The 23,583-nt window shown below is 26.9% G+C and carries 21 protein-coding genes and 1 other annotated feature; of the genes, 16 read left to right on the forward strand and 5 right to left on the reverse strand.

All coding sequences use genetic code 11. The features are described from left to right. Positions 1–14 precede the first annotated feature (14 nt). The 9 genes from pyrB to pflA all read left to right on the forward strand — a co-directional run bounded on the left by pyrB (position 15) and on the right by pflA (position 9,631). Complete coding sequence (pyrB, locus tag KYD98_RS14130) at positions 15–938, forward strand: aspartate carbamoyltransferase (protein WP_219780691.1); 924 nt, start codon at positions 15–17, stop codon at positions 936–938. Further along, the gene (locus KYD98_RS14135; RefSeq protein ID WP_219780692.1) at positions 939–1,370 is read left to right on the forward strand and encodes an aspartate carbamoyltransferase regulatory subunit; all 432 of its coding nucleotides are present in this window, start codon (positions 939–941) and stop codon (positions 1,368–1,370) included. It begins immediately after the preceding gene. Positions 1,371–1,385: 15 nt separating this feature from the next. After that, positions 1,386–2,582, forward strand: a complete 1,197-nt coding sequence (locus KYD98_RS14140; RefSeq protein ID WP_219780693.1) for a dihydroorotase — start codon at positions 1,386–1,388, stop codon at positions 2,580–2,582. Between the two features lie 132 nt (positions 2,583–2,714). Continuing rightward, positions 2,715–3,587, forward strand: coding sequence for an orotidine-5'-phosphate decarboxylase (pyrF, locus tag KYD98_RS14145; RefSeq protein ID WP_219780694.1), 873 nt, complete (start codon positions 2,715–2,717; stop codon positions 3,585–3,587). 10 nt (positions 3,588–3,597) lie between these two features. Next, the gene (locus tag KYD98_RS14150; protein WP_219780695.1) at positions 3,598–4,341 is read left to right on the forward strand and encodes a dihydroorotate dehydrogenase electron transfer subunit; all 744 of its coding nucleotides are present in this window, start codon (positions 3,598–3,600) and stop codon (positions 4,339–4,341) included. A gap of 19 nt (positions 4,342–4,360) precedes the next feature. Further along, a complete protein-coding gene (locus KYD98_RS14155) occupies positions 4,361–5,257 on the forward strand; it encodes a dihydroorotate dehydrogenase (protein ID WP_219780696.1) in 897 nt (298 codons plus the stop codon). Between the two features lie 12 nt (positions 5,258–5,269). Then, positions 5,270–5,944: an orotate phosphoribosyltransferase gene (gene pyrE / locus KYD98_RS14160; RefSeq protein ID WP_219780697.1), complete on the forward strand. Its 675-nt coding sequence runs from the start codon at positions 5,270–5,272 to the stop codon at positions 5,942–5,944. A 544-nt stretch (positions 5,945–6,488) separates the two neighbouring features. After that, positions 6,489–8,720, forward strand: coding sequence for a formate C-acetyltransferase (pflB, locus tag KYD98_RS14165; RefSeq protein WP_219780698.1), 2,232 nt, complete (start codon positions 6,489–6,491; stop codon positions 8,718–8,720). Between the two features lie 203 nt (positions 8,721–8,923). Then, positions 8,924–9,631 carry a pyruvate formate-lyase-activating protein gene (gene pflA / locus KYD98_RS14170; RefSeq protein WP_219780699.1) on the forward strand — a complete coding sequence of 236 codons (708 nt, stop codon included), beginning with the start codon at positions 8,924–8,926 and terminating at the stop codon, positions 9,629–9,631. 194 nt (positions 9,632–9,825) lie between these two features. Here the strand turns inward: pflA and KYD98_RS14175 are convergent, their stop codons facing one another. After that, positions 9,826–9,987 carry a rubredoxin gene (locus tag KYD98_RS14175; protein ID WP_219780700.1) on the reverse strand — a complete coding sequence of 54 codons (162 nt, stop codon included), beginning with the start codon at positions 9,985–9,987 and terminating at the stop codon, positions 9,826–9,828. A 216-nt stretch (positions 9,988–10,203) separates the two neighbouring features. Next, complete coding sequence (locus KYD98_RS14180) at positions 10,204–10,821, reverse strand: 3'-5' exonuclease (RefSeq protein ID WP_219780701.1); 618 nt, start codon at positions 10,819–10,821, stop codon at positions 10,204–10,206. 333 nt (positions 10,822–11,154) lie between these two features. Here KYD98_RS14180 and KYD98_RS14185 point away from each other — a divergent pair, with 333 nt between their 5' ends. Both KYD98_RS14185 and asnA read left to right on the forward strand, forming a co-directional pair. Continuing rightward, positions 11,155–12,135: an L-lactate dehydrogenase gene (locus tag KYD98_RS14185; protein WP_219780702.1), complete on the forward strand. Its 981-nt coding sequence runs from the start codon at positions 11,155–11,157 to the stop codon at positions 12,133–12,135. Positions 12,136–12,318: 183 nt separating this feature from the next. Next, entirely contained in the window at positions 12,319–13,326 is a 1,008-nt protein-coding gene (gene asnA / locus KYD98_RS14190) for an aspartate--ammonia ligase (RefSeq protein WP_308462460.1), read from the forward strand. Positions 13,327–13,376: 50 nt separating this feature from the next. Here the strand turns inward: asnA and KYD98_RS14195 are convergent, their stop codons facing one another. Further along, on the reverse strand, positions 13,377–14,342 hold the full coding sequence (locus KYD98_RS14195; protein WP_219780704.1) for a biotin--[acetyl-CoA-carboxylase] ligase: 966 nt from the start codon (positions 14,340–14,342) through the stop codon (positions 13,377–13,379). A 497-nt stretch (positions 14,343–14,839) separates the two neighbouring features. Between KYD98_RS14195 and KYD98_RS14200 the strand changes: the two genes are divergently transcribed. From KYD98_RS14200 to KYD98_RS14210, 3 genes are all read left to right on the forward strand, one after another. Then, positions 14,840–15,874 (forward strand): phosphodiester glycosidase family protein, encoded by a 1,035-nt coding sequence (locus tag KYD98_RS14200; RefSeq protein WP_219780705.1) that lies wholly within the window; start codon positions 14,840–14,842, stop codon positions 15,872–15,874. A 15-nt stretch (positions 15,875–15,889) separates the two neighbouring features. Beyond that, positions 15,890–16,921 carry a dipeptidyl-peptidase IV gene (locus tag KYD98_RS14205; RefSeq protein WP_219780706.1) on the forward strand — a complete coding sequence of 344 codons (1,032 nt, stop codon included), beginning with the start codon at positions 15,890–15,892 and terminating at the stop codon, positions 16,919–16,921. A 157-nt stretch (positions 16,922–17,078) separates the two neighbouring features. Next, a complete protein-coding gene (locus KYD98_RS14210; RefSeq protein WP_219780707.1) occupies positions 17,079–17,729 on the forward strand; it encodes a site-2 protease family protein in 651 nt (216 codons plus the stop codon). A gap of 184 nt (positions 17,730–17,913) precedes the next feature. On the opposite strand, the gene KYD98_RS14215 is transcribed toward KYD98_RS14210, so the two are convergent. Then, the gene (locus KYD98_RS14215) at positions 17,914–19,419 is read right to left on the reverse strand and encodes a Ppx/GppA phosphatase family protein (RefSeq protein ID WP_219780708.1); all 1,506 of its coding nucleotides are present in this window, start codon (positions 19,417–19,419) and stop codon (positions 17,914–17,916) included. Positions 19,420–19,585: 166 nt separating this feature from the next. Beyond that, positions 19,586–19,819, forward strand: a binding site (T-box leader). Positions 19,820–20,178: 359 nt separating this feature from the next. Between KYD98_RS14215 and argS the strand changes: the two genes are divergently transcribed. Both argS and KYD98_RS14225 read left to right on the forward strand, forming a co-directional pair. After that, on the forward strand, positions 20,179–21,870 hold the full coding sequence (argS, locus tag KYD98_RS14220; protein WP_219780709.1) for an arginine--tRNA ligase: 1,692 nt from the start codon (positions 20,179–20,181) through the stop codon (positions 21,868–21,870). Between the two features lie 390 nt (positions 21,871–22,260). After that, positions 22,261–23,379, forward strand: coding sequence for an AI-2E family transporter (locus tag KYD98_RS14225; protein ID WP_219780710.1), 1,119 nt, complete (start codon positions 22,261–22,263; stop codon positions 23,377–23,379). A 49-nt stretch (positions 23,380–23,428) separates the two neighbouring features. Here the strand turns inward: KYD98_RS14225 and KYD98_RS14230 are convergent, their stop codons facing one another. After that, positions 23,429–23,572: a FeoB-associated Cys-rich membrane protein gene (locus KYD98_RS14230; protein ID WP_258049836.1), complete on the reverse strand. Its 144-nt coding sequence runs from the start codon at positions 23,570–23,572 to the stop codon at positions 23,429–23,431. Between the last annotated feature and the right edge of the window lie 11 nt (positions 23,573–23,583).

Raw genomic sequence — 23,583 nt, forward strand, 5'->3', positions numbered from 1 at the left:
GGAGTGATATCATAATGATAAAAGGTAAACATTTAATAGATCCTATGGATTTTACAGTAGAAGAACTAAATGAAGTCTTCGAATTAGCAAGTCAAATTATTTCATGTCCTGAAAAATTTTCTCATGTATGTGATGGAAAGATACTAGCCACTTTATTTTATGAGCCAAGTACGAGAACTAGATTTAGTTTTGAAGCAGCAATGATGAGGCTTGGTGGGAAAATTCTTGGTTTTTCAGAACCTAATTCATCATCAGTTTCAAAAGGTGAAACATTATCAGATACTATAAAAATGGTATCTATATATACTGATATAGTAGCAATGAGACATCCTAAAGAAGGTTCAGCTAAAGTAGCAAGTCTTTTTTCAACTGTTCCAATAATTAATGCAGGAGATGGTGGACATCAACATCCAACTCAAACTTTAACTGATTTATTAACAATAAAGATGTTAAAAAAAGGATTAGATAATCATACTATTGGAATATGTGGAGATTTAAAGTTCGGAAGAACAGTCCATTCATTAATTAAAGCAATGTCAAGATACAAAGGAAATAAATTTGTATTAATCTCTCCTCAAGAATTAAAAATACCACAATATATTAGAGAAGAAATATTAAAAAAGAATAATATAGAATTTATAGAAGTAGAAAGATTAGAAGATGTAATTGAACAAATTGATATATTGTATATGACAAGAGTTCAAAAAGAAAGATTCTTTAATGAAGAAGAATATTTAAGATTAAGAGATAGTTATATATTAAATAAAGAAAAAATGTCTGGTGCTAAAGATGATATGATAGTGATGCATCCATTACCAAGAGTAAATGAAATTTCATATGAAGTTGATGATGATAAAAGGGCAGTTTATTTTAAACAAGCTGAATATGGAATGTATGTTAGAATGGCGTTAATAGCTAAACTTTTGGGGGTGTTATAGATGTTAGAAATTACAAGTATTAAAAATGGATTAGTTATAGATCATATTGAAGCTGGAATGGGAATAAAAATATTTAATTATTTAGGACTTGATAAAAGTGATTATAGTGTTGCTCTTATAATAAATGCTGAGAGTAAAAAGTTAGGGAAAAAGGACATAATAAAAATAGAAAATTGTGAAGAATTAGATTATACGGTATTAGGTTTACTTTCTCCAAGTATAACTATTGATGAAGTTAAAAATGAAGAAATTATTGGAAAGATAAAGCCAACATTACCTGAAAAAGTTATAGATATTTTAGAATGTAGAAATCCAAGATGTATAACTCAAACTGAAAAGTATGTTAAGCATTCATTTGTATTAGTTAGCAAAAAAAAGGGTACTTATAGATGTGAGTATTGTGATGAAATAACTAAATTATCTGAAGTTTAAAAAGAGGTGAATGTAATGGAACTTTTAATTAAAAATGCTAGAGTTATAGATGTGAGTCAAGATTTTATAGGAGATATTTATATAAAAGATGGTTTGATAAATCAAATTGGAAAAGATATATTAAAAGAAAATGTCGAGGTATTTGATTGCAAAGGTAAAGTTTTAATGCCGTCATTTATTGATACTCATGCACATTTTAGAGATCCAGGTCTTACGTGGAAAGAGGACTTAGAAACTGGTTCTAGAGCGGCATTAAGAGGTGGATATACTGGAGTTTGTTTAATGGCTAATACTAATCCAATATGTTCGTCAAAAGAAGTTTTAGAATATATAAGAAACAAATCTATTGAGTTAAATTTGATTGATATACATCAATGTTTATCAGTAACTAAAAACTTTGATGGAAAAACTTTAAGTCATTTAGAAGAATTTAAAAATGATAAAGAAGTTAAAGCATTTTCAGATGATGGAGTTGGGGTATCTAATTCTAATACCATGATGGAAGCGATGAAAATAGCAAAGAAAAATAACTGGGTTTTGATGTCACATGCAGAGAGTCCAGAATTTTCAAAGATAGATATGAGAATAGCTGAAAATATGATGACTTTAAGAGATTTAGAACTGTCTAAAATTACAAAAGCACATCTTCATATGTGTCATGTTAGTACTAAAGAAGCACTTGAATATATAATTAATGCTAAAAATACAGGTGTAAATGTAACATTAGAAGTAACACCACATCATATTGCATTGACTTCAGAGGTAAGTAACTATAGAGTTAATCCACCAATAAGAGAAAAAGAAGATGTAGAAGCAATTTTAAAAGCTATAAAACTTGGTTTTGTAGATACAATAGGAACAGATCATGCACCACATACATTAGAAGAAAAGTCAAAGGGTTCTCCAGGGATGGTAGGAATAGAAACAGCTTTTTCAGTATGTTATTCAAAATTGGTTAAGGACAGAATAATATCTTTAAATGAACTAAGCAAACTTATGTCATATAATCCAGCTAAGCTTTTGGGAATGAATAAAGGAAAAATAAGCATAGGAATAGATGGGGATTTTGTTTTAGTTGATATAGATAAAAAAATAAAAGTAAATTCTGAAGAGTTTGCATCTAAAGGAAGTAATACACCTTTTGACGGTATGGAATATTATGGCGAAGTTCTTGCTACAATAAAAGGTGGAGAAATTAAATATAAAAAATAGAGATAAAACTTAATGAAGTAGCTTTCTTAAAATAATTTACTATATTAACATTTGTTTAAAAAACGTAAATACAGGAATATATCAAAAAAGTTTTTTAAGAAAGCTTATAATAAAAAATAGGAGGACTTTGCTATGACAAGTTACATAATGGATAAATTATATGATAGGGTTGAGAAAAGAGGAGTAGTTTGTGTAGGATTAGACACATCATTAGATTATATCCCAGAACATTTAAAAGAGGGAAGAACTTCAAGTGAAGCGATATTTGAGTTTAATAAGCAAATAATAGATGCAACATATGATGTAGCATCATGTTTTAAAGTTCAAATAGCCTATTATGAAGCATTAGGTTTAGAAGGATTAACGGCTTACAAAAAGACATTAGAATATTTAAGAAAAAAAGATGAAATTATAATTGCAGATATAAAAAGAGGAGATATAGCAGCAACCGCAAAGATGTATGCAAAAGCTCATTTTGAAGGGGATTTTGAGGCAGACTTTATAACCTTAAGTCCATATATGGGAATGGATAGTATAGAGCCATATATCCCATACATAGAAAGTGGCAAAAAGGGTATATTTAGTTTAGTTAGAACATCAAATAAAGGTGCTGAAGATATAGAATATTTAGATACGATTTCAGGAGATAAAGTTTATCATATAGTTGGAGATAAACTTATGGAAATGGGCAAAGATTTTACTTCAAGTTGTGGATATCATCCATTAGGTGGAGTTATAGGATGTACTCATGTTGAAGAGGGGAAGGAGTTAAGAAAAAGATTTAACTCTATGTTCTTTTTAATACCAGGTTATGGTGCTCAAGGGGGAAAGGCAGAGGATGTTGCAATGTATTTAAACAATGGTAACGGTGGTGTTGTAAATTCTTCAAGAGGAATATTATTAGCTTATAAAAAAGAAAATAGAGAAAAAGAATTTGCTTTATGTGCAAGAGAAGAAGCTATAAGGATGAGAGATGAAATAAAAAAAGCAGTAAACAGTTTATAGGAGGAAGAACATGAGTATAACATATAGAGAATCAAAAGTAATTTCGAATGAAAAAGTAGTTGATAATATATATAAAATGGTATGTGAAGATGAGAATGATATAAAAGCAGGGCAGTTTTATATGTTAAAGCTTAATGGGCAAACATTACTTCCAAGACCTATAAGTATATGCGAAAAAGATGGAAATAAAATAACCTTTGTTTATGCAGTAGTTGGGAAAGGAACAGAAGAGTTTTCTAAATTGAAACAAGGAGAATATATAAATCTTACAGGGCCTTTAGGAAATGGATTCAATTTAGAAGAAGACTTAGGAAAAGTAGCTATAATTGCAGGAGGAATTGGAACTGCACCTATGGTTGAAGTTTCTAAAAGACTTAGAGAAAAGAATAAAGAGGGAATTATAGATGTATATGCTGGATATAGAGATGAAGTGTATTTAGTAGAGGAGTTATCAAAATATGCAAATAAGGTAGAGCTTACAACTAATACTGGTAAGCATGGACATAAGGGATTTGTTACAGATATATTAAAAGTAGAAGAATATGACATGGTTTTATGTTGTGGACCTGAAATAATGATGAAAAAGGTTGCTAAAATTTGTAAGGAAAAGAATGTAAGAGTATTTGTTTCAATGGAAAAACATATGGCATGTGGAGTTGGTGCTTGCTTAGTTTGTACTTGCAAAACAAAGGATGGCAATAAAAGAACTTGCAAAGATGGTCCAGTATTTGATGGATATTATGTAGAGTTATAGAATCAGGGGGATAGAAGTTATGTTAAAAGTAAATATAAATGGTGTAGATTTTAAAAATCCAGTTATAGCAGCTTCAGGTACCTTTGGTTTTGGTGCTGAATATAACAATTTTTATGATGTGGGAATGTTAGGGGGAATATCATCTAAAGGGTTAACTTTAAATGTAAAACCAGGAAATGATGGAATGAGAGTATATGAAACACCTTCTGGAATGATGAATTCAGTAGGGTTACAAAATCCAGGAATAGATGGATTTATAGAGCATGAACTACCTGAAATGCAAAAGCTAGGAACTAATATTTTAGCTAATGTTGGCGGAGGATGTTTTGAAGATTATGCTAAAGCTATTGAAAAATTGAATGATACATCTGTTCAGATAATAGAGCTTAATATATCATGTCCAAATGTAAAAGCTGGAGGAATGGCTTACGGAATTAAATCAAAGGTAGCATATGATTTTGTTAGTGAAATTAAGAAAATATCTAAAAAGCCACTTATGGTTAAACTATCACCAAATGCAGAAGATATAGTTGATATGGCTGTTAAATGTCAAGAAGCAGGTGCAGATTCATTAAGTTTAATAAATACATTAAAGGGGTTTGCTATAGATATTTATAAAAGAAAACCAATATTTAATAATATTTATGCAGGACTTTCAGGGCCGGCAGTAAAACCTATAGCATTAAGAATGGTACATGAAGTATCTAAGGCTGTAACTATACCAGTTGTGGGATTAGGGGGAATATCTACAGGAAAAGATGCTATAGAATTTATGATGGCAGGAGCTAGAGCAATTCAAATAGGAACAATAAATTTTGCAAATCCAATGGCAGGTAAAGAGATTATAGAAGAAATGGAAGCTTTCTGCAAATCTGAAGGAATAAAAGATATCAATGAAATAGTAGGGATAGTATAGGAGGAATTATAAATGCAAGCATATAAGAAAGAATTTATAGAATTTATGATAGAGTGTGGAGTATTAACTTTTGGAGATTTTGTTACTAAGAGTGGAAGAAAGACTCCTTTCTTTGTGAATACAGGAAATTATAAAACAGGAAGTCAGCTTAAGAGATTAGGAGAATTTTATGCAAAAGCTATTAAAGAAAACTTTAAAGAAGATTATAATATAGTGTTTGGACCAGCATATAAAGGAATTCCTTTAAGTGTTACAACTACAATAGCATTATCAGATATGTATGGAATAGATGTTAACTATTGTTCAAATAGAAAAGAAGTTAAAGATCATGGAGACAAGGGAATACTTTTAGGAAGTAAAATAAGTAATGGAGATAAGATTTTAATAGTTGAAGATGTAACAACAGCAGGAACTTCAATATATGAAACTATGCCTATACTAAATGAACAAGGTAAAGTTTTAGTAACAGGACTTATAATATCAGTTGATAGAATGGAAAGAGGTCAAGGAGAAAAATCAGCATTAACTGAAATAAAAGAAAAATTTGGATTTAAGACTTGTGCTATAGTTACAATGAAGGAAGTTATAGAATATCTATATAATAAAGAAGTAAATGGAAGAATAATTATCAATGATGAAATTAAATCAAGAATTGATGATTATTATGAGCAATATGGAGCAAAATAATCAGATGAATTAATATTAATAAAAAAAGTTGTTTCAAAATTTGAAACAATCTTTTTTATTATTTGGATATATTTTAAAATATCAATATCATTAGCTAATAGATTCATTTTTGTTATGTTGACTATTAAAAAATCATACTATTGTAATTATTTTTTAATACTATAATAATTTTATTGTGAAATAAAGAATTTGATTAATTGCTTAAAATATAAAAAAATAGTTTTAGGTTAAACTATAAGAAATGAAAATTTAATAAATACTTAATAAAAATATTGAAAATAAAAATCAATTGATATATAATGTCAATATATAGTCCATATAAGAAAAAATTGAGAAAAAATTAACGAAGTTTTATTGGAAATATAAGAAAAATATCAATGAATAAAATTTCAAGAAATAAGATATTTCAAAAATTTGGGTAAAAATGCCCGTTATATGGTAAAAATAAAAAAAGCTTTTCAAATAAAGTTTTTTATATTAAAATTATATTGAGAAAGATTTAACAAAGTCTTTTTCTAAGCAATGAGTATAAAGGAGGAAAAATATGTTTAAACAATGGGAAGGTTTTAAAGAAGGTACTTGGCAGGAAGGTATTGATGTTAGAAACTTTATACAAAAGAATTATAGTTTGTATGAAGGTGATTCAAGTTTTTTAGAAGGAACTACTGAAAGAACTGATAAAGTATGGGAAAAAGCATATGCATTAATTGTTGAAGAGGTTAAAAAAGGGATAATTGATGTTGCAACTGACAGGGTGTCAGGAATTGATAATTATGAACCTGGTTACATAGATAAAGATAACGAGGTAATAGTAGGGCTTCAAACTGATGCTCCACTTAAAAGAATAGTAAATCCATTTGGTGGAATAAGAATGGTAAAAACTTCTCTAGAAGAATATGGATATGAATTAGACAAAGATATTAAAGAACATTTTTCAAAATATAGAAAAACTCATAATGAAGGAGTTTTTGATGCTTACTCAAATGAAATAAGACTTGCAAGAACAGCAGGACTGTTAACTGGCCTTCCAGATGCTTATGGTAGAGGAAGAATAATAGGGGACTATAGAAGAATAGCACTTTATGGGGTAGATTATTTAATAGAAGAAAAGAAAAAAGATTTAGATAATTTGCAAGGAGACATGCTTGATGAATTAGTAAGAAAAAGAGAAGAAGTTTCTGAACAAATAAGAGCACTAAATGCTATAAAATCTATGGCAGCTAAATATGGATGTGATATTTCAAAACCAGCTGGAACAGCAAAAGATGCTGTACAGGCTTTATATCTTGGATATCTAGCTGGAATTAAAGAAAACAATGGGGCAGCTACATCATTTGGAAGAACTTCGACTTTTCTTGATATTTATATAGAAAGAGATTTAGAAGCTGGTATAATCACAGAAAAAGAAGCTCAAGAGTTAGTTGATCAACTTATAATTAAATTAAGATTAGTTAGACACTTAAGAACTCCTGAATATAATGAATTATTTGGTGGAGATCCAACTTGGGTAACTGAATCAATAGGTGGTATAGGTATAAATGGTAAACCACTTGTAACAAAGAATTCATTTAGATATCTACACACTTTAATTAATTTAGGAACATCAGCTGAGCCAAACTTAACAGTTTTATGGTCAGATAAATTACCTGAAAGCTTTAAGAAATATTGTGCAGAGATTTCAATAAAAACAGATTCAATACAATATGAAAATGATGAAGTTATGAGACCTATATATGGAGACGATTATGCTATAGCTTGCTGTGTGTCAGCTATGAAGGTTGGTAAACAAATGCAATTCTTTGGTGCGAGATGTAATATAGCTAAGTCATTATTATATGCTATAAATGGTGGAGTAGATGAATTAAAAGGCATTAAAGTAGTGCCAGGAATTGAAAAGCTTACAGATGAAGAAGTTCTTGACTTTAATAAAGTTAAGGAAAACTATGATAAAGTTTTAGAATATGTTGCTAAAGTATATGTAGATACAATGAATATAATTCATTTTATGCATGATAAATATGCTTATGAAGCAAGTCAAATGGCTCTTCATGATACAGCAGTAGAAAGATTAATGGCATTTGGTATTGCAGGTCTTTCAGTAGCAATAGATTCTTTATCAGCTATAAAATATGCAAAAGTTAAACCGATAAGAAATGAAGAAGGAATTGCTATAGATTTTGAAGTGGAAGGTGACTTCCCTAAATACGGAAATGATGATGATAGAGCAGATGATTTAGGTGTAGCTTTAGTTACTAAGTTCTCTTCTGAACTTAAAAAGCATCCTTTATATAGAGGGGCACATCATACATTATCAGCACTTACAATAACATCTAATGTTATGTATGGTAAGAAAACAGGTAATACACCAGATGGAAGAAAGAAAGGTGAACCTTTAGCTCCAGGGGCTAATCCAATGCATGGAAGAGATATAAATGGTGCATTGGCATCTCTTAACTCAGTAGCTAAAATACCATATAACGGAATATGTCAAGATGGTGTATCTAATACATTCTCAATCGTTCCTGATGCTTTAGGAAAAGATCAAGAACAAAAAGTTAATAATTTAGTATCAATTTTAGATGGATATTTTGTACAAGGAGCACATCACTTAAATGTTAATGTACTTAATAGACAAACATTAATTGATGCTATGGAAAATCCAGAGAAATATCCAACTTTAACAATAAGAGTTTCAGGATATGCAGTTAACTTTAGTAGATTATCAAAAGAACAACAATTAGAAGTTATAAGTAGAACATTCCATGAAAGTATTTAATCTTATAAAATAAATTAGGTGAATTATCTTACTAAAAATGATTGCTATGTTTTAAGTGAATGTTTATATTGCAATACTAACACTATTTTAAAACATAGAAAAAATAATGTATATTAATAATGATATTTTTGATATACTAAATATAATATTAAAACAATTCCCCTGTCTTTTATTTGACAGGGGTTTTATTCTAGGAGGGAAAAATGGTTAAAGGGAAAATTCATTCAATAGAAACTATGGGACTTGTTGATGGACCAGGTATTAGAGTGGTTGTGTTTTTACAAGGATGTTCTTTAAGATGTAAGTATTGTCATAACCCTGATACATGGGAATACAATGGAGGTGTAGAATATACTTCAGAAGAATTAGTTAAAAAGATTGAAAGATATAAAACTTATTTTCAAAGTTCAAATGGTGGTGTTACCTTTTCAGGAGGGGAACCATTAAGACAACCAGAATTTCTTCTAGAAACATTAAAATTGTGTAAGAAAAAAGGGATACATACATGTTTAGATACTTCAGGATTTGGACTTGGAAATTATGATGAGATTTTAAAATACACAGATTTAGTTTTATTTGATATAAAGCATTATGATAGAGCAGGATATAAAAATGTTACATTAATGGAAATTGATAAATCATTAGATTTTTTAGAGTCAGTACAAAAATCAAAAACTAAAATATGGATTAGACATGTAGTTGTTCCAGGATTAACTGATGGAGAAGATCATATAGAAAAACTTAAAGAATATATATCTAATATTGATGGGGTTGAAAAAATTGAATTATTACCATATCATCTTTTAGGAAAAAATAAATATGATGTTTTGAAATTAAAGTATCCACTTGAGGGAGTCCCAGCAATGGATAAAGAACTAGTAAAGAAATATAATAAAATTATAGAAAGATAAGTATGATTTTTAATATTGCTATAGCATTAATCTTAATAGTTAAATAAAAAATATTAAAAATTTATAACAAATATATTTTATAAGTTCTTCTAAGGCTTAGATGAAAAATTATTCTTATAAATAAAATTCATCTAAACTTAAGAAGAACTTAATCTGTATAACTTAATATAAGAAAACTAACAGTAAAGTTATAATTATATTTGAAGTGAAAATAGTTCTTTTTCAAAATTACATATAGGACATGTCCAATCATCAGGTAAATCCTCGAATTTAATTCCAGGTTCAATGTCATTATCTAAATCACCTATTTCAGGATCATATATATAACCACATATATCACAAAAATATCTTTGCATACATTCACCTCATTTGTAATATTAATTTCTAATTCTTATTAATCACATTTGATTAAAATTCATATATAAAATTTACATAAATTTATTATAAATAATAGAATTTTATAGTTATGAATAAGATTATATTATTAATAAACAAACTTATTTGAATCTATATAGTTTTATTATATTAAAGAAGTGGATCTACTGTTAATATATTTTAGCTTTAATAAAAAATTATTTATTATTTTTAAGCAAGTTACTAAAGTATCCTTTAGGTACATAACCTTTTTTTAGACCTTCAATTACTGTTAAATAAGTGGCAGTAGTATCAAATCTAGCATCATGATAATTTCCACTACCTTTAAATAATTGATTAGATTTTTCTGTAATTTGTTCACTTGTTATGTTAAGAAAATTTATGACTTCTTCTAATTTAGGATTTTTAATTTCACCATTTGCTTTTGGAATCTTACAAATATCTTTATAATGAGCCATAGTACAAAAAGAATGGTTTGGAATAAAGTTTTCTCCTAATAAAGAAAGTTCGTGTTTTAAAAATTTAATATCAAAATTAACATTATGGCCAATTAAGAAATCGGCTTCTAAAAAATCTTTTATAAATTCTGGAACTAAATCTTCAAAATATTGACCTTCTGATAATTCATAAAGTTTTTCTAAAGAAAATCCATGAACTTTTTCTGCTGATGGCTCCATTTCATCTACAGTAAAAAAGAAATTCTTTCCTTTAGTAATTTGTGGTTTGGTGTCAGCATCAACCGTTATATAACTTAATTGACATATGCTTCCGGGTTTAATACCTGTAGTTTCTGTATCAAAAAATAATAATTTCATTTTTATAAACCTCCTAGATGAGTAAGTGAATACATTTTAGTAATTTTATTTCTTATATAAATATTATTAACTTTGTTATTATTACGAAAATTTTAAGTAAAAATTAAAGTATATAAACGTTATATTTTAAAATAGAACATTATTTTATATTTATTAATGCCTAAAGATAATTATATAACATTTTTATATTTTTTCAAAGAAAGGAATAAATAATAATAAATATCTAATAGTATTGATTTTTGTTTTCAATGGATATATAATTATAGCAATAATAAATATAATCTATAAACTAAAATTTAAAGTAAATAATTTATAAATATATGAAAATAATATATGTATATAGAATGCTTAGGAGGAAAGATTGTGGTAAAAGAAAGAAAAAGAAAAATATCTATTATAGGTGCAGGATTTGTAGGTTCAACGGCGGCATTTGCTTTAATGAATAGTGGAGTCGCTACAGAAATTTGTATATATGATATAAATATGGATAAAGCTATGGGAGAAGTAATGGATTTAGTTCATGGAACTTCATTTGTTAAACCAGTTAATATTTATGCAGGTAGTATAGCAGAAACAAGGAATTCAGATATAATTATAATTACAGCTGGCGCAGCACAAAAAGAGGGTGAAACAAGATTAGATTTAATAGAAAAGAATTATAATATTTTCAAAGGTTTTATTCCAGAACTTGCAGCAGCAAGCCCAGAAGCGATATTATTAGTTGCATCTAATCCTGTTGACATATTATCATATATAACATATAAGTTATCAGGATTTCCTAAAGAAAGGGTAATAGGTACAGGAACAGTTCTTGATACATCTAGATTAAAATACGTTATTGGTAAGTATTTAAATGTTAATAATAACAATATTCATGCATATGTTTTAGGAGAACATGGTGATAGTGAAATTGTAAGTTGGAGTACTGGAAGTATTGCAGGAGAAAGTTTTGAAGAGTATACAGAAAAATTTTCTTTGGAATGGGATGAAGAAATAAAAAATGTAATTGAAAATGATGTTAAAAATGCAGCATATGAAATTATTTCAAGAAAAAAAGCTACTTATTATGCAATAGGATTAGCAATAAATCAAATTGTAGAGTCTATTTTAAGAGATGAAAATACTATATTAACTGTATCTTCATTAATGAATGATGAATATGGGATTAAGGATATATATTTAGCTATTCCAACTATTCTTAATAGAAATGGTGCTGTAAGAACTGTAGAACCTAAGATAAGCAAAGATGAAATAAATAAATTGAAAGATTCAGCAAAAGTTTTAAAAGAACATATGAAAAATATTAATTTATAAATAATAAAAAAATATTACTTTATAATTCGCAAGAAATTTGACAAAATATTTTCATTTTATTATAATGAGTCAATAAAGTGGAAGTTTTAGTAAAGTTAGGAATTTTATAAACATTTAATGACTATTTTTATTAAAAACAAATATGTAAAATTTTAAAAGGAATTTGGGGGAAATATAATGAAAATTGAAGGACTTATTATTCCAGAAGGATATAAAAGCAAGGCTTCATTAATTGAAACAGAAATTCATATTAAACAGATTAAAGATCTTTTTGAAAGAGTACTTGCTAAAAATTTAAATTTAACTAGAGTTTCTGCTCCTTTATTTGTTGAACCAGAGACAGGTATGAATGATAATTTAAATGGTTGTGAAAGACCAGTAAGTTTTGATCTTTTGGCAACTGGTAAAGAGGTTCAAATAGTACATTCTTTAGCAAAATGGAAAAGATATAGTTTAGGTAGATATGGATTTGAACTTGGTCAGGGTTTATATACAGACATGAATGCAATAAGAAGAGATGAAGAATTAGATAATCTTCATTCTATATATGTAGACCAATGGGATTGGGAAAAAATAATAAATAAATCAAATAGAAATTTAGATACATTAAAAAATACAGTAAAGACTATATATAATGTTTTTAAAGAAGTAGAAGATTTTACTTGTAATGAACTAATAAATGCAGAAAAAATACTGCCAGAAGAAATTTTCTTTATAACTACTCAAGAATTAGAAGATAAGTATCCAGATAAAACTCCAAAAGAAAGAGAAGATCTTATAGCAAAAGAAAAAGGTGCTGTATTTATAATGCAAATAGGAGGAGTTTTAAAATCAGGAGAAAAGCATGATGGAAGATCTCCCGACTATGATGATTGGGCTATGAATGGTGATATAATATTCTATTATCCAGTACTTGATAGAGCTTTTGAAGTTTCATCAATGGGAATTAGAGTTGATGAAGAAGCTTTAGAAAGACAACTTAAGCTTGCTAATTGTGAAGAAAGAAAAAAATTTGATTTTCACAAGATGTTACTTAATCAGGAACTACCATATACAATTGGTGGTGGAATAGGACAATCAAGAATATGTATGTTTTTCTTGAAAAAAGCACATATAGGAGAAGTTCAAGCATCAACTTGGGATGAAAAAAATCTTAAAATTTGTGCTGAACATAATATAAGATTATTATAGGAATTTAAAAGGTAGAGTTAAAAAATAGACTCTACCTTTTTGAATTTTAATTAAATTCTAAAACTTATTTCTCCACTTGTTATAAGTTTTTCTTTTCCATCAGAATCTTTTACGAGAAGTTCACCAGTATCAGTTAAAGAAAGACAAGTTACAATTTCTTCCTTATTATATGTAATTAGTTTTGCTTTCTTATTTATTATATTAGAATTTTCTCTACATATAGATAATACTTCAGAGATATCTTTTTGCAATACAAATTTATTATAAAGAATTTCAAAGTGATTAAGGAATTTTACCAGAATATCACTTCTTTTAAAAGACTTATTTAACTCTATCTTAAGAGATGTTGCTATATCTTTGATTTCATCAGGAATATCATCAATTTCTAAATTAACATTGATACCAACTCCTAGAATTAAATAATGGATTCTATCCATATCACATTTCATTTCAGTTAATATTCCACATATTTTTTTCCCATTTAAGTATATATCATTTGGCCATTTGATATTAACTTTAATATCAAATTCAAGTAAACTTTTGTATATAGCTGCAGCGGCAATTTGAGTTACTTTAGAAGCTTCCATAGGGGGAAGATTAGGCTTTAATATTAAGCTAAACCAAATTCCACTAGAAGGAGAAATCCATTCTCTATCAAATCTCCCTTTACCGCATAGTTGTTTTTCAGCTATTATCAAAGTTCCATTATTTATTTCTCCTCTAGCTAGTTCTTTTGCGGAATGATTAGTAGAAGAAAGTTCATAAAAATGTTTTATGTCTTTTATTAAATTATTTGTTTTTAATAATGGTATAAGTTCTTGAGCGGATAATATATCTGGGCAGGATATAAGTTTATATCCTTTATTTGATTTACCTTCTATAATATATCCTTTGTTTTTTAATGACTTTATATGTTTCCAAATAGCACTTCTTGATATATTTAAATCAGAGCTTATACTCTCTCCAGATAAATAGTCTAAAGAATTCTTTAATTTATTTAAAATTTTATTTTCCATAAGTATCTCCTTGACATTAATTTAATGTATCTAATTAATATTATTATAAAAAATCCTATAACAAATTAATACTAAATAAATATATAAGTTCGAATAAAATTTGTTAATTAATATAAATCTTAGAATATTTATAAATGATATGAATTAACAGTATTATGAGAAACTTATATAGAAAATTTATGATATATATGATTCTAATTAGATATTATTAATTAAATATATATTTTTTATAAAAATTCTACAAAATATCATAAATGTAATAACTTAATTAAAACATAAATACAAATAAAAACACAAATTTATATTTATTAGATAAAATATAGCATAATTCTATTAATATTATATTAATATTGCATTAATATTGTATGAAAAGATGAATATTGAAAATAATTACTAGTATAATTATTGAATTTTAAATATTGATATTATATAATTATGAAGATAGTCAAAACTTAATAAAATTTATAAAACAAAGACTCTTAGAAAGGAACAAATAGATGGATAAAAACATAAAGAAGAAAAAGAGGCCAGTAAAACCTAGACAAAATAATGGTAAAAGAAAGAAAAAAAGAGTTTCTTTAAAAAATCTTGTGATTTTCATTATATTTATGATAATTTTTACAGCTTGTACTGGACCTTTTGTACTTTTATATGGACCTTTTGAAAATGCAAAAAGAACTTATGTTGGAGCAGCTATGACGTCATTAAGTCATCAATATCTAGCTAAATGGTTTTTATCAGATGAAAAAATAGCTGAAATTTTAGGAGGTTCTTCAGTTGCAAGTAGCGAAAATACAAATACAGATGAGATTGAAATACCAAAAATAAAAGATCCAAATATAGAATTAAATGAAATTGATAATCCGAAATATAAAGGATACCTTTTAATAATAAAAGACCCTACAAGAGTTAAAGTGGGATATACATCAAAATTGAAGAAAGAAGGAGAAACAACATCACAGATTGCAGAGAATAATAATGCTATAGCTGCAATTAATGGTGGTGGTTTTACAGATAAATCTTCTAATGCAAAATGGACAGGGAATGGTGGATTACCTATTGGACTTATTATGAACAAAGGAGAAGTTGTATATAATGATTTGGGAGAAGATAATAAAACAGATTTATTAGGTATGACAAAAGAAGGAAAATTAATAGTTGGTAATTATTCTGTAAACCAGTTAAGAAAAATGGGGGTACAAGAAGCTCTAAGTTTTACACCTACACTTGTTGTAAATGGTAAGATGACACCTATGTCAGGTGATGGTGGCTGGGGAATCGCACCAAGAACTGTAATAGGACAAAGAAGAGATGGTGCAATACTTTTATTGGTTATAGATGGAAGAAGCGTAAATAGTTTAGGTGCTACACTAAAAGAAGCACAAGAAATTATATATCAATGTGGAGCTGTTAATGCAATAAATTTAGATGGTGGTAAATCAACAACTATGTACTATAATGGGGATATAGTAAATACTCCTTCAGATAGTTTGGGAGAACGAGCAATACCAACAGCAATAATTGTAGAGTAAAAAAGGAGAAATGATATGAAGGTGATTAAAAAAATAATTGCTTGGGCGATGCTATCTCTAGTTTTACAATTTGCTGGATTGTTCTTATTAGATAGTTTTGTTTTTAAGCATTCATCAGAATTTAAAATGAAAAAAATAGAAGCAAACATAGATAATACAAAAAATATAAATGCAACTATTCCTCAAAATGCACAGGATATTAGAATATCTTATGATGGTAAATATTTAACTTATTATGAAAATAAGGTTTTATACATAGAAGATACAAAAACTGGAAAGAATACTGAGGTTAAAACAAATGATTCAGGAGAAATTTTAAATTATAAATGGCTTTCTGATAGAAATAGACTAGTTATAGCAGAAAAAGTAAAGAAGGATGGGGAATACAAAATACAAGTAGTAACTCATGATGCTAAAACAGGTAATGAAAGTTTTGTTAGTGGAGTTTGTAGATATGAACAAAAAATGGAAGTGAAAAAAATAGCAGTATCTGTTCTTACAGGAGTATATTATATTGATATTGATAAAGGTGGTATGAAGAATACTGTCTACAGAATAGATATAAATCATGATATTACTAGGGTAGAACTTAGGTCAAACGTTCTCGGAAATATAGAAGTAATACCACACGTAGATAGATTGATTTATGAGGATAAATTAAATAATACATTTTATGCAACAAGTCCAGGTAAAAAATTAAATATTAAATCTGATAAACAATTAACACTTTTGGGAATTGATAATGAAGATATTATATACATTGGTGAACTTACTAATGATAAAATAGTAAAAATAATCTATGGAACTGTTGATGAGGATGCTTCTACATGGAAAAGTGTAGATTTAACACAAGTAATCAATGAAAATGATCTTTTCTTTAATAGTAAAAGTGAAATTTTAATTAATGATAATCTTCAAGGGATAGTAAAGAATTTGACTACAGGAAAAGAAACTGTTTATGATGGAAAACTAGTTGAAATTAAAGAAAGATTTATAGCTACTGTTAATGATGGAAAATTACAATATACTAGTTTAATTGAAAAATAAAATTTTAAGATATATAAATTTAATAATATTTTAAATTATATCTAAATTAGATGAAACTTTCCTAGAGCCATAAAGGTATAATAAGGATAGTTTCATCATTTTTTATAAATCTAATAAACAGAATATTTTATAAATTAAAATAGATAAGGAGTAATTTATGGATAAAATACTTAATATTTTTTTAACAGTACCTGCAATTTTAATTGGGTTTACATTTCATGAATATGCACATGCCAAAGTTGCAGATAAACTAGGAGATAAGACTCCTAGATTTCAAGGAAGGCTTACATTGAATCCCTCTGCACATATTGATGTGATGGGATTAATAATGATTTTTTTATTTAGATTTGGTTGGGCTAAACCAGTTCAAACAAATCCGTCTGCATATAAAAATTATTATAAGGATGATTTAAAGGTTAGTATAGCAGGCCCATTAGCTAATTTAGGAGTAGCTTTAGTATTTTCTATTATATATGGATTATATATTGGATTAGTTGTTAGAAATTTATATGGAATTTTGCCAGCAGCTTTTTTAGAGGTACTTCAAGTAATGATTATCTTCGTTATACAGATAAATGTTAATCTTTTTATATTTAATCTAATTCCAATACCTGGCCTAGATGGATTTCATATTTTGAGAGATTTAATGCCACAAAAATTTTATAGAATTGAAAATGAATTATATAAATATCAAATTATAATATTGTTTTCTATAATATTTTTTGGGGGAAAATTAATAGCGGTTCCATCTGGATTAATAACAAATCTATTTATGAGGTTATCAACAATTATATTTGGTATGTTTTAAATAAAGAACTGCAACAAAATTATTTTAATGATTTTGTTGCAGTTTTTTTAGATATATTAAGGAAAATAACAAGTTCAAAGTTTCCGTTAAGCAAGAAAGTAGATTGGCCTCATGACGAACCTATTAACTCAGTATAATGTAAAATAGGCTTAGCAGATAGAATTGCTATTTTCAGGAGTATGACTTATATCTGTATAACTTTTAATTCTCTACCATATATATTTTTAAATCTATCTTTGATTTTAAGAACTTGTTTTATTTCAAAATCAATATTTAGATGAGAGGATAATTTTATTAAGATAGTATCTTTATTTATATCAATATTTAATTTATTTACTGCTTTGTCAAAGTTTGTATCTAAATATTCAGCAATCATAAGTAGTATATTAATACAATCTATTGCTTTTATATCAAAATTATTTATTATAGAAAAAAATTGCGTTAAAGGAATCTTATTTTTTTCATTATAAGTAGCAGCAATTGCAGCGCTCATTAACAACTCTTTATGAGAAAGTCCATTAATGCTTGAGTTTAAAATTACATAAAATGAATGCTTATGATGGTGGTAATAATCTATACTTATACCAGAATCATGTAGTAATGTAGCAGTTTTTAAAACATTATTATACTCATTACCTAATTTATGAATTGGTTTTAATGCATTAAATAGTGTAGATGTTATATTAAACACATGATTGGCATGAGCTTTATTAATATTTAGATAATCAATTATACCATTTAAATTATAATCTAATATATCATCAATAGGACTATAATGTTTAGCTATATATTCAAACATTATACCTTCTCTTAGACCTCGTCCTGAAATTACGATGTCTTCACATTTAGCATTTTCGATTATTGTATCTAGAATTGTTAAACCTCCTACAATTAAGTCGGCTCTTTCTAAAGCTAAGCCATCTATTTGACATCTTTGTCTAAAGTCTTTACATTTTAATAAATTATATATCTTATGTACATCATAATCATTTAATTTATAGTTGTGCAATATATCAAAAGGATATCTTTTTTTAGCTTTATCCATATGACAAAGGGTTCTAGCTGTTCCTCCAACTGCGATAATAGAATCATATTCTTCATTATTTAACCATTCAATATCATTTAATAGATTTTTTATAGTTACGATAGATTTTTCTAAGTTTTCATAGCAGACCCTATCTTCTAAATGATATTGAAATGTATAATTTAAGCTACCAAATGGAATAGTTGTACTCTCTATGATTTTTCCATCTTTTACACATGTTAAATGTGTACATGCTCCACAAACATCTACAATGAGAGAATTTTTAACATACATACTTCTTGTTACACCTAAATAGGTATAGTGTATTTCTTCTTCGTTAGATAACAAAGTAACATCTATATCAAATTGTTCTTTTATTTTTTTAAAAAGGTAATCGTAATTTTTTGAATTTTTCATTGAATAAGTAGAAACTGCAATTATTTCTTTTACATCTGAAAAATTGCATAATGATTTAAATGAACGCACATTTGCAAGAGTTTCATTAATTTTATCTTCAGATATATTTTCTCCTTCAACTAAGTCTTTAGCTAGTTTTATATCACTACTGGATTCACCAATAATTTTATAATAACCATTTTTCATAACATTCATCAGTGTAAATTTAACAGAATTTGCACCGATATAAATAACACCTATTTTATTCATTTTATAACTCCTTATATTGTTAATGATAATTGTTATTTTATTAAATATTAATATAGATTATACAACATTTATAAGATAATTAATATGCTGAATTTATCTGATTTTTATAATTTTTTACATTGACAAAATTATCTATCATTTGTATAATAAATAAAGATTAATATGGAAGAATTCTGAGAAGAGAAGAGTACTTTAATTAATTCCTGAAGCGAGTAAGGAGATGGTGTAAGCCTTATGGATAGATTAATAGGAAAAGAGTCTTGGAGAAGTCGCCTGAAATATGCTTAAAGTAAGGTGGACCGCAAATAACTTTGCGTTAAAAGTTAAGTGGTATTATTGTTTAGTACTTTATTAAATAATAATACAATTAGAGTGGTACCGCGGATAATTCGTCTCTTAATGTTTTAAGAGAGGGATTTTTTTATGTATAGGAAAGTACAGAAATTTTGAACTATCAAATGCTGAAATTATCCATTTTCAACTTTTAATTTTCCATTGTACATGGTGTAGCCACTTTTGTTATTAGATATTATTAGATGAAAATTAAGAAATATTATTTAAAGAATAAAAATAAATATTAAGGAGAATTATTTTTTATTCTACTATATTTATAAATGAAGTATGGTTAAAAATTATTCATAACTTATATTAAACTGTAATTTATATAAGAGGAATATAGATAATTTAAGAAATATAAATTAAAAATAATGTAATTAATAATTAAAGAAATGTTAGAAAGGCCTTGAGGAGGATATATATATGGATTATAAAAATAAAATTGCACAATTAATTAAAGAACATGTAGATTTAGAGCTTGATGCTATAGAAAAGCTTATTGAAATACCACCTAAACCAGAAATGGGGGATTATGCATTCCCATGTTTCCAACTTGCAAAGGTTATGAGAAAAGCTCCAAATATGATATCTGAAACTTTAAAAGAATCTATCAATAAAGAAGGTTTTGAAAGAATTGAAAATTTAGGACCATATTTAAACTTCTTTGTAGATAAAGGTGTATTTGCCCAAAATACAATTGAAAAGATAATGAAAGATGGAGATAAATATGGTGAATCAAATATAGGGGAAGGTAAAACAGTATGTGTTGAATATTCTTCTCCTAATATAGCTAAACCATTCCATGTTGGACATTTATTTACAACAGCTATTGGAAATTCTTTATATAAAATGTTTAAAAAAGAAGGATATAATGTTGAAGGAATAAATCATTTAGGAGATTGGGGTACTCAATTTGGTAAGCTTATATCAGCTTATAATAGATGGGTAGATGAAGAAGCTTTAGAAAAATCACCTATTGATGAACTTTTAAGAATTTACGTTAAATTCCATGAAGAAGCTGAAAAAGATCCTAGCTTAGAAGATGAAGGAAGAATGTACTTTAAAAAGTTAGAAACAGGAGATAAAGAGGCTGAAGCTCTTTGGAAAAGATTCAGAGATTTAAGTTTAAAAGAATTTGAAAGAGTTTATGATATATTAGGTGTTAAATTTGATTCGTTAGCAGGAGAAGCATTCTATAACGATAAAATGGATGTTATTGTTAATGAATTAAAAGATAAGGGATTACTTGTAGAGAGTAATGGAGCACAAGTTGTAATGCTTGATGAATACAATATGCCTCCATGTATAGTCTTAAAAGGAGATGGAGCATCTATATATGCAACAAGAGATTTAGCAGCTGCTATGTATAGAAAGAAAACTTATGATTTCTATAAGAGTATATATGTAGTTGGTAGTCCACAAGCATTACATTTTAAACAAGTATTTAAAGTATTAGAACTTGCAGGTCATGAATGGGCTAAAGATTGTGTTCATGTAGGTTTTGGATTAGTTAAATTTGCAGATAGAAAGCTTTCAACTAGAAAAGGAGAAGTTGTTTTACTTGATGATTTAATAAGAGAATCAATTGAAAAGACTTTAGAGGTTATCAATGAAAAGAATCCAAATCTTGAAAATAAAGAGGAAGTAGCCAAGAAAATAGGTGTTGGAGCTATTATCTTTACTTATTTAAAGAACTCAAGAGAGAAAGATATAGTATTTGATTGGAAAGAAATATTATCATTTGAAGGAGAAACAGGTCCATATGTTCAATATTCATATGCTAGAGCAAATAGTATATTAGGTAGAGCTGAGAATATATGTGAAGAAATAGATTATAGTAAATTATCTTCAAAAGAAGAATTTGAATTAGTTAAATCTTTAGCTAATTTTAACAATCAAATAAAGCTTGCGATAGATAAGTTAGAACCATCAATATTAACAAGATATGTTATTGAAGTTGCTAAAGCATTTAATAAGTTCTATAATGCTCATTCAGTATTAAATTTAGAAGATGAAGTTTTAAAAGCTACTAGATTAAATTTAGTAAAAAGTAGTTTACAGGTAATTAAAAATGGATTAGAACTTTTAGGTATTGAAGTCGTTGAAAAAATGTAATTAAAAATTATATTAAGATTTAAGGCATATGAGATAAAATAATAAGTCAAAGATTTTGAGGATATTTTGCGTCAGACAAGGAAGTGAAGCCTTGGAATAGCCCAGCTATTGCGAGGTTTTGCTGACGAAGTATGACACAAAATAGACCAAAAGAGTGACTTATTATTTTTTTTTTGAATATGCCTAATTATCACGTTAATTAAGTTGTTTATATAAAAGCAAAATTAACTTAATAATTATTTTATTTTTTAGAAAATTATAAATATATAGTCGTCTACTATATGTTTATAAATGTAAAAACATAAAAATGATGGTTTCATAGTAGTTTTGGGCATCTTTTTTATATGGTATAATAATTAAAAAGTAATTTATCTAAAAAGGGGAGAGATAATGTTTATAAATAAGAATATTAAGTATAGAGATATATTATTGTTTGCATTGATCGGAATAATTGGATATAAAATTATAGATAACTATGAATTCTTTTTTAGTTTAGGTACGAAGTTTTTATCTATTCTTTCACCATTTATATATGCTTTAATTTGTGCTTACATATTAAATCCTGTAATGATGTTTTTTGAAAAAAGATTCAAATTATCAAGAGGAAATGCTATATTTGTAACATATGCTATTATAAGTATATTAATATTTATGTTATTGTTTTTTACAATACCAAGTATCATTGATAGTATTGCAGATATAACTAAAGAAGTTCCAAGTTATATGGAAATTGTACAAGGATGGATAAATAAAGCATTAAAGAATCCTAAATTAAATGAAATAATTACACAAGTAGGGCTTTTAGAAAAAATTCAATTATTATCAATTCAGTTTGGTAATTTTACGATAGGTATGTTGCAAGGATTATTAACTTATCTATTATCTTTTACAACTAATTTAGTAAAGGTGATTTTAGGATTTTTAATAGCTGTATATGTATTATCAGATAAAGAAAATTTGATAAAAGGTACTAAAACTATTATATATATATTATTAAAAGAGAAAAAAGCTGAAGATATAATTAATGCTACTAGAATATATCATAAAATGATAGGAGTATATATAGGTACAAAGGCTATAGATTCTCTTATAATAGGTTTAATTGCATTAGTAGGCTTAATTTTAATAAAGGCTCCATATGCGTTACTTTTAGCTTTAATAGTAGGAATAACTAATATGATACCATACTTTGGACCTTTTATAGGAGAAATAGTCGGAGCAGTTGTATGTATGTTTGTTTCACCTGTAAAAGCATTAATGGCTTTTCTTTTACTTCTTACTATTCAACAGTTTGATGCATGGTATTTAGATCCAAAGCTTATAGGTGCAAAGGTTGGTGTAAAGCCATTTTGGATAATTATGGGTGTGATAATAGCGGGAGCATTTTGGGGACCATTAGGAATGCTTTTAGCCTCACCAACAATAGCAACTATAAATATATATTATGCTAAAGTTGTAAATAAATTTAGAAATAATAATAAAGAACTAGTTAAAAAAGCGGATTTATAATAAATAAAAGACTATTTTCAAAAAATGAAATAGTCTTATTTTATATTGTTTAATTATCAGATTTATCTTTTCTTGTTGGACAGTGCTTAGAGCAGCTTCCACAATTACATTTGCCTTTAGATGAATTTTTTATATTTTTAAATATTATATAGATAGCAAATATAAAAATTATAATAGTAACTAATATCTCCATTATATATCACA

Source organism: Clostridium weizhouense (assembly GCF_019431045.1).
Taxonomy (GTDB): domain Bacteria; phylum Bacillota; class Clostridia; order Clostridiales; family Clostridiaceae; genus Clostridium; species Clostridium weizhouense.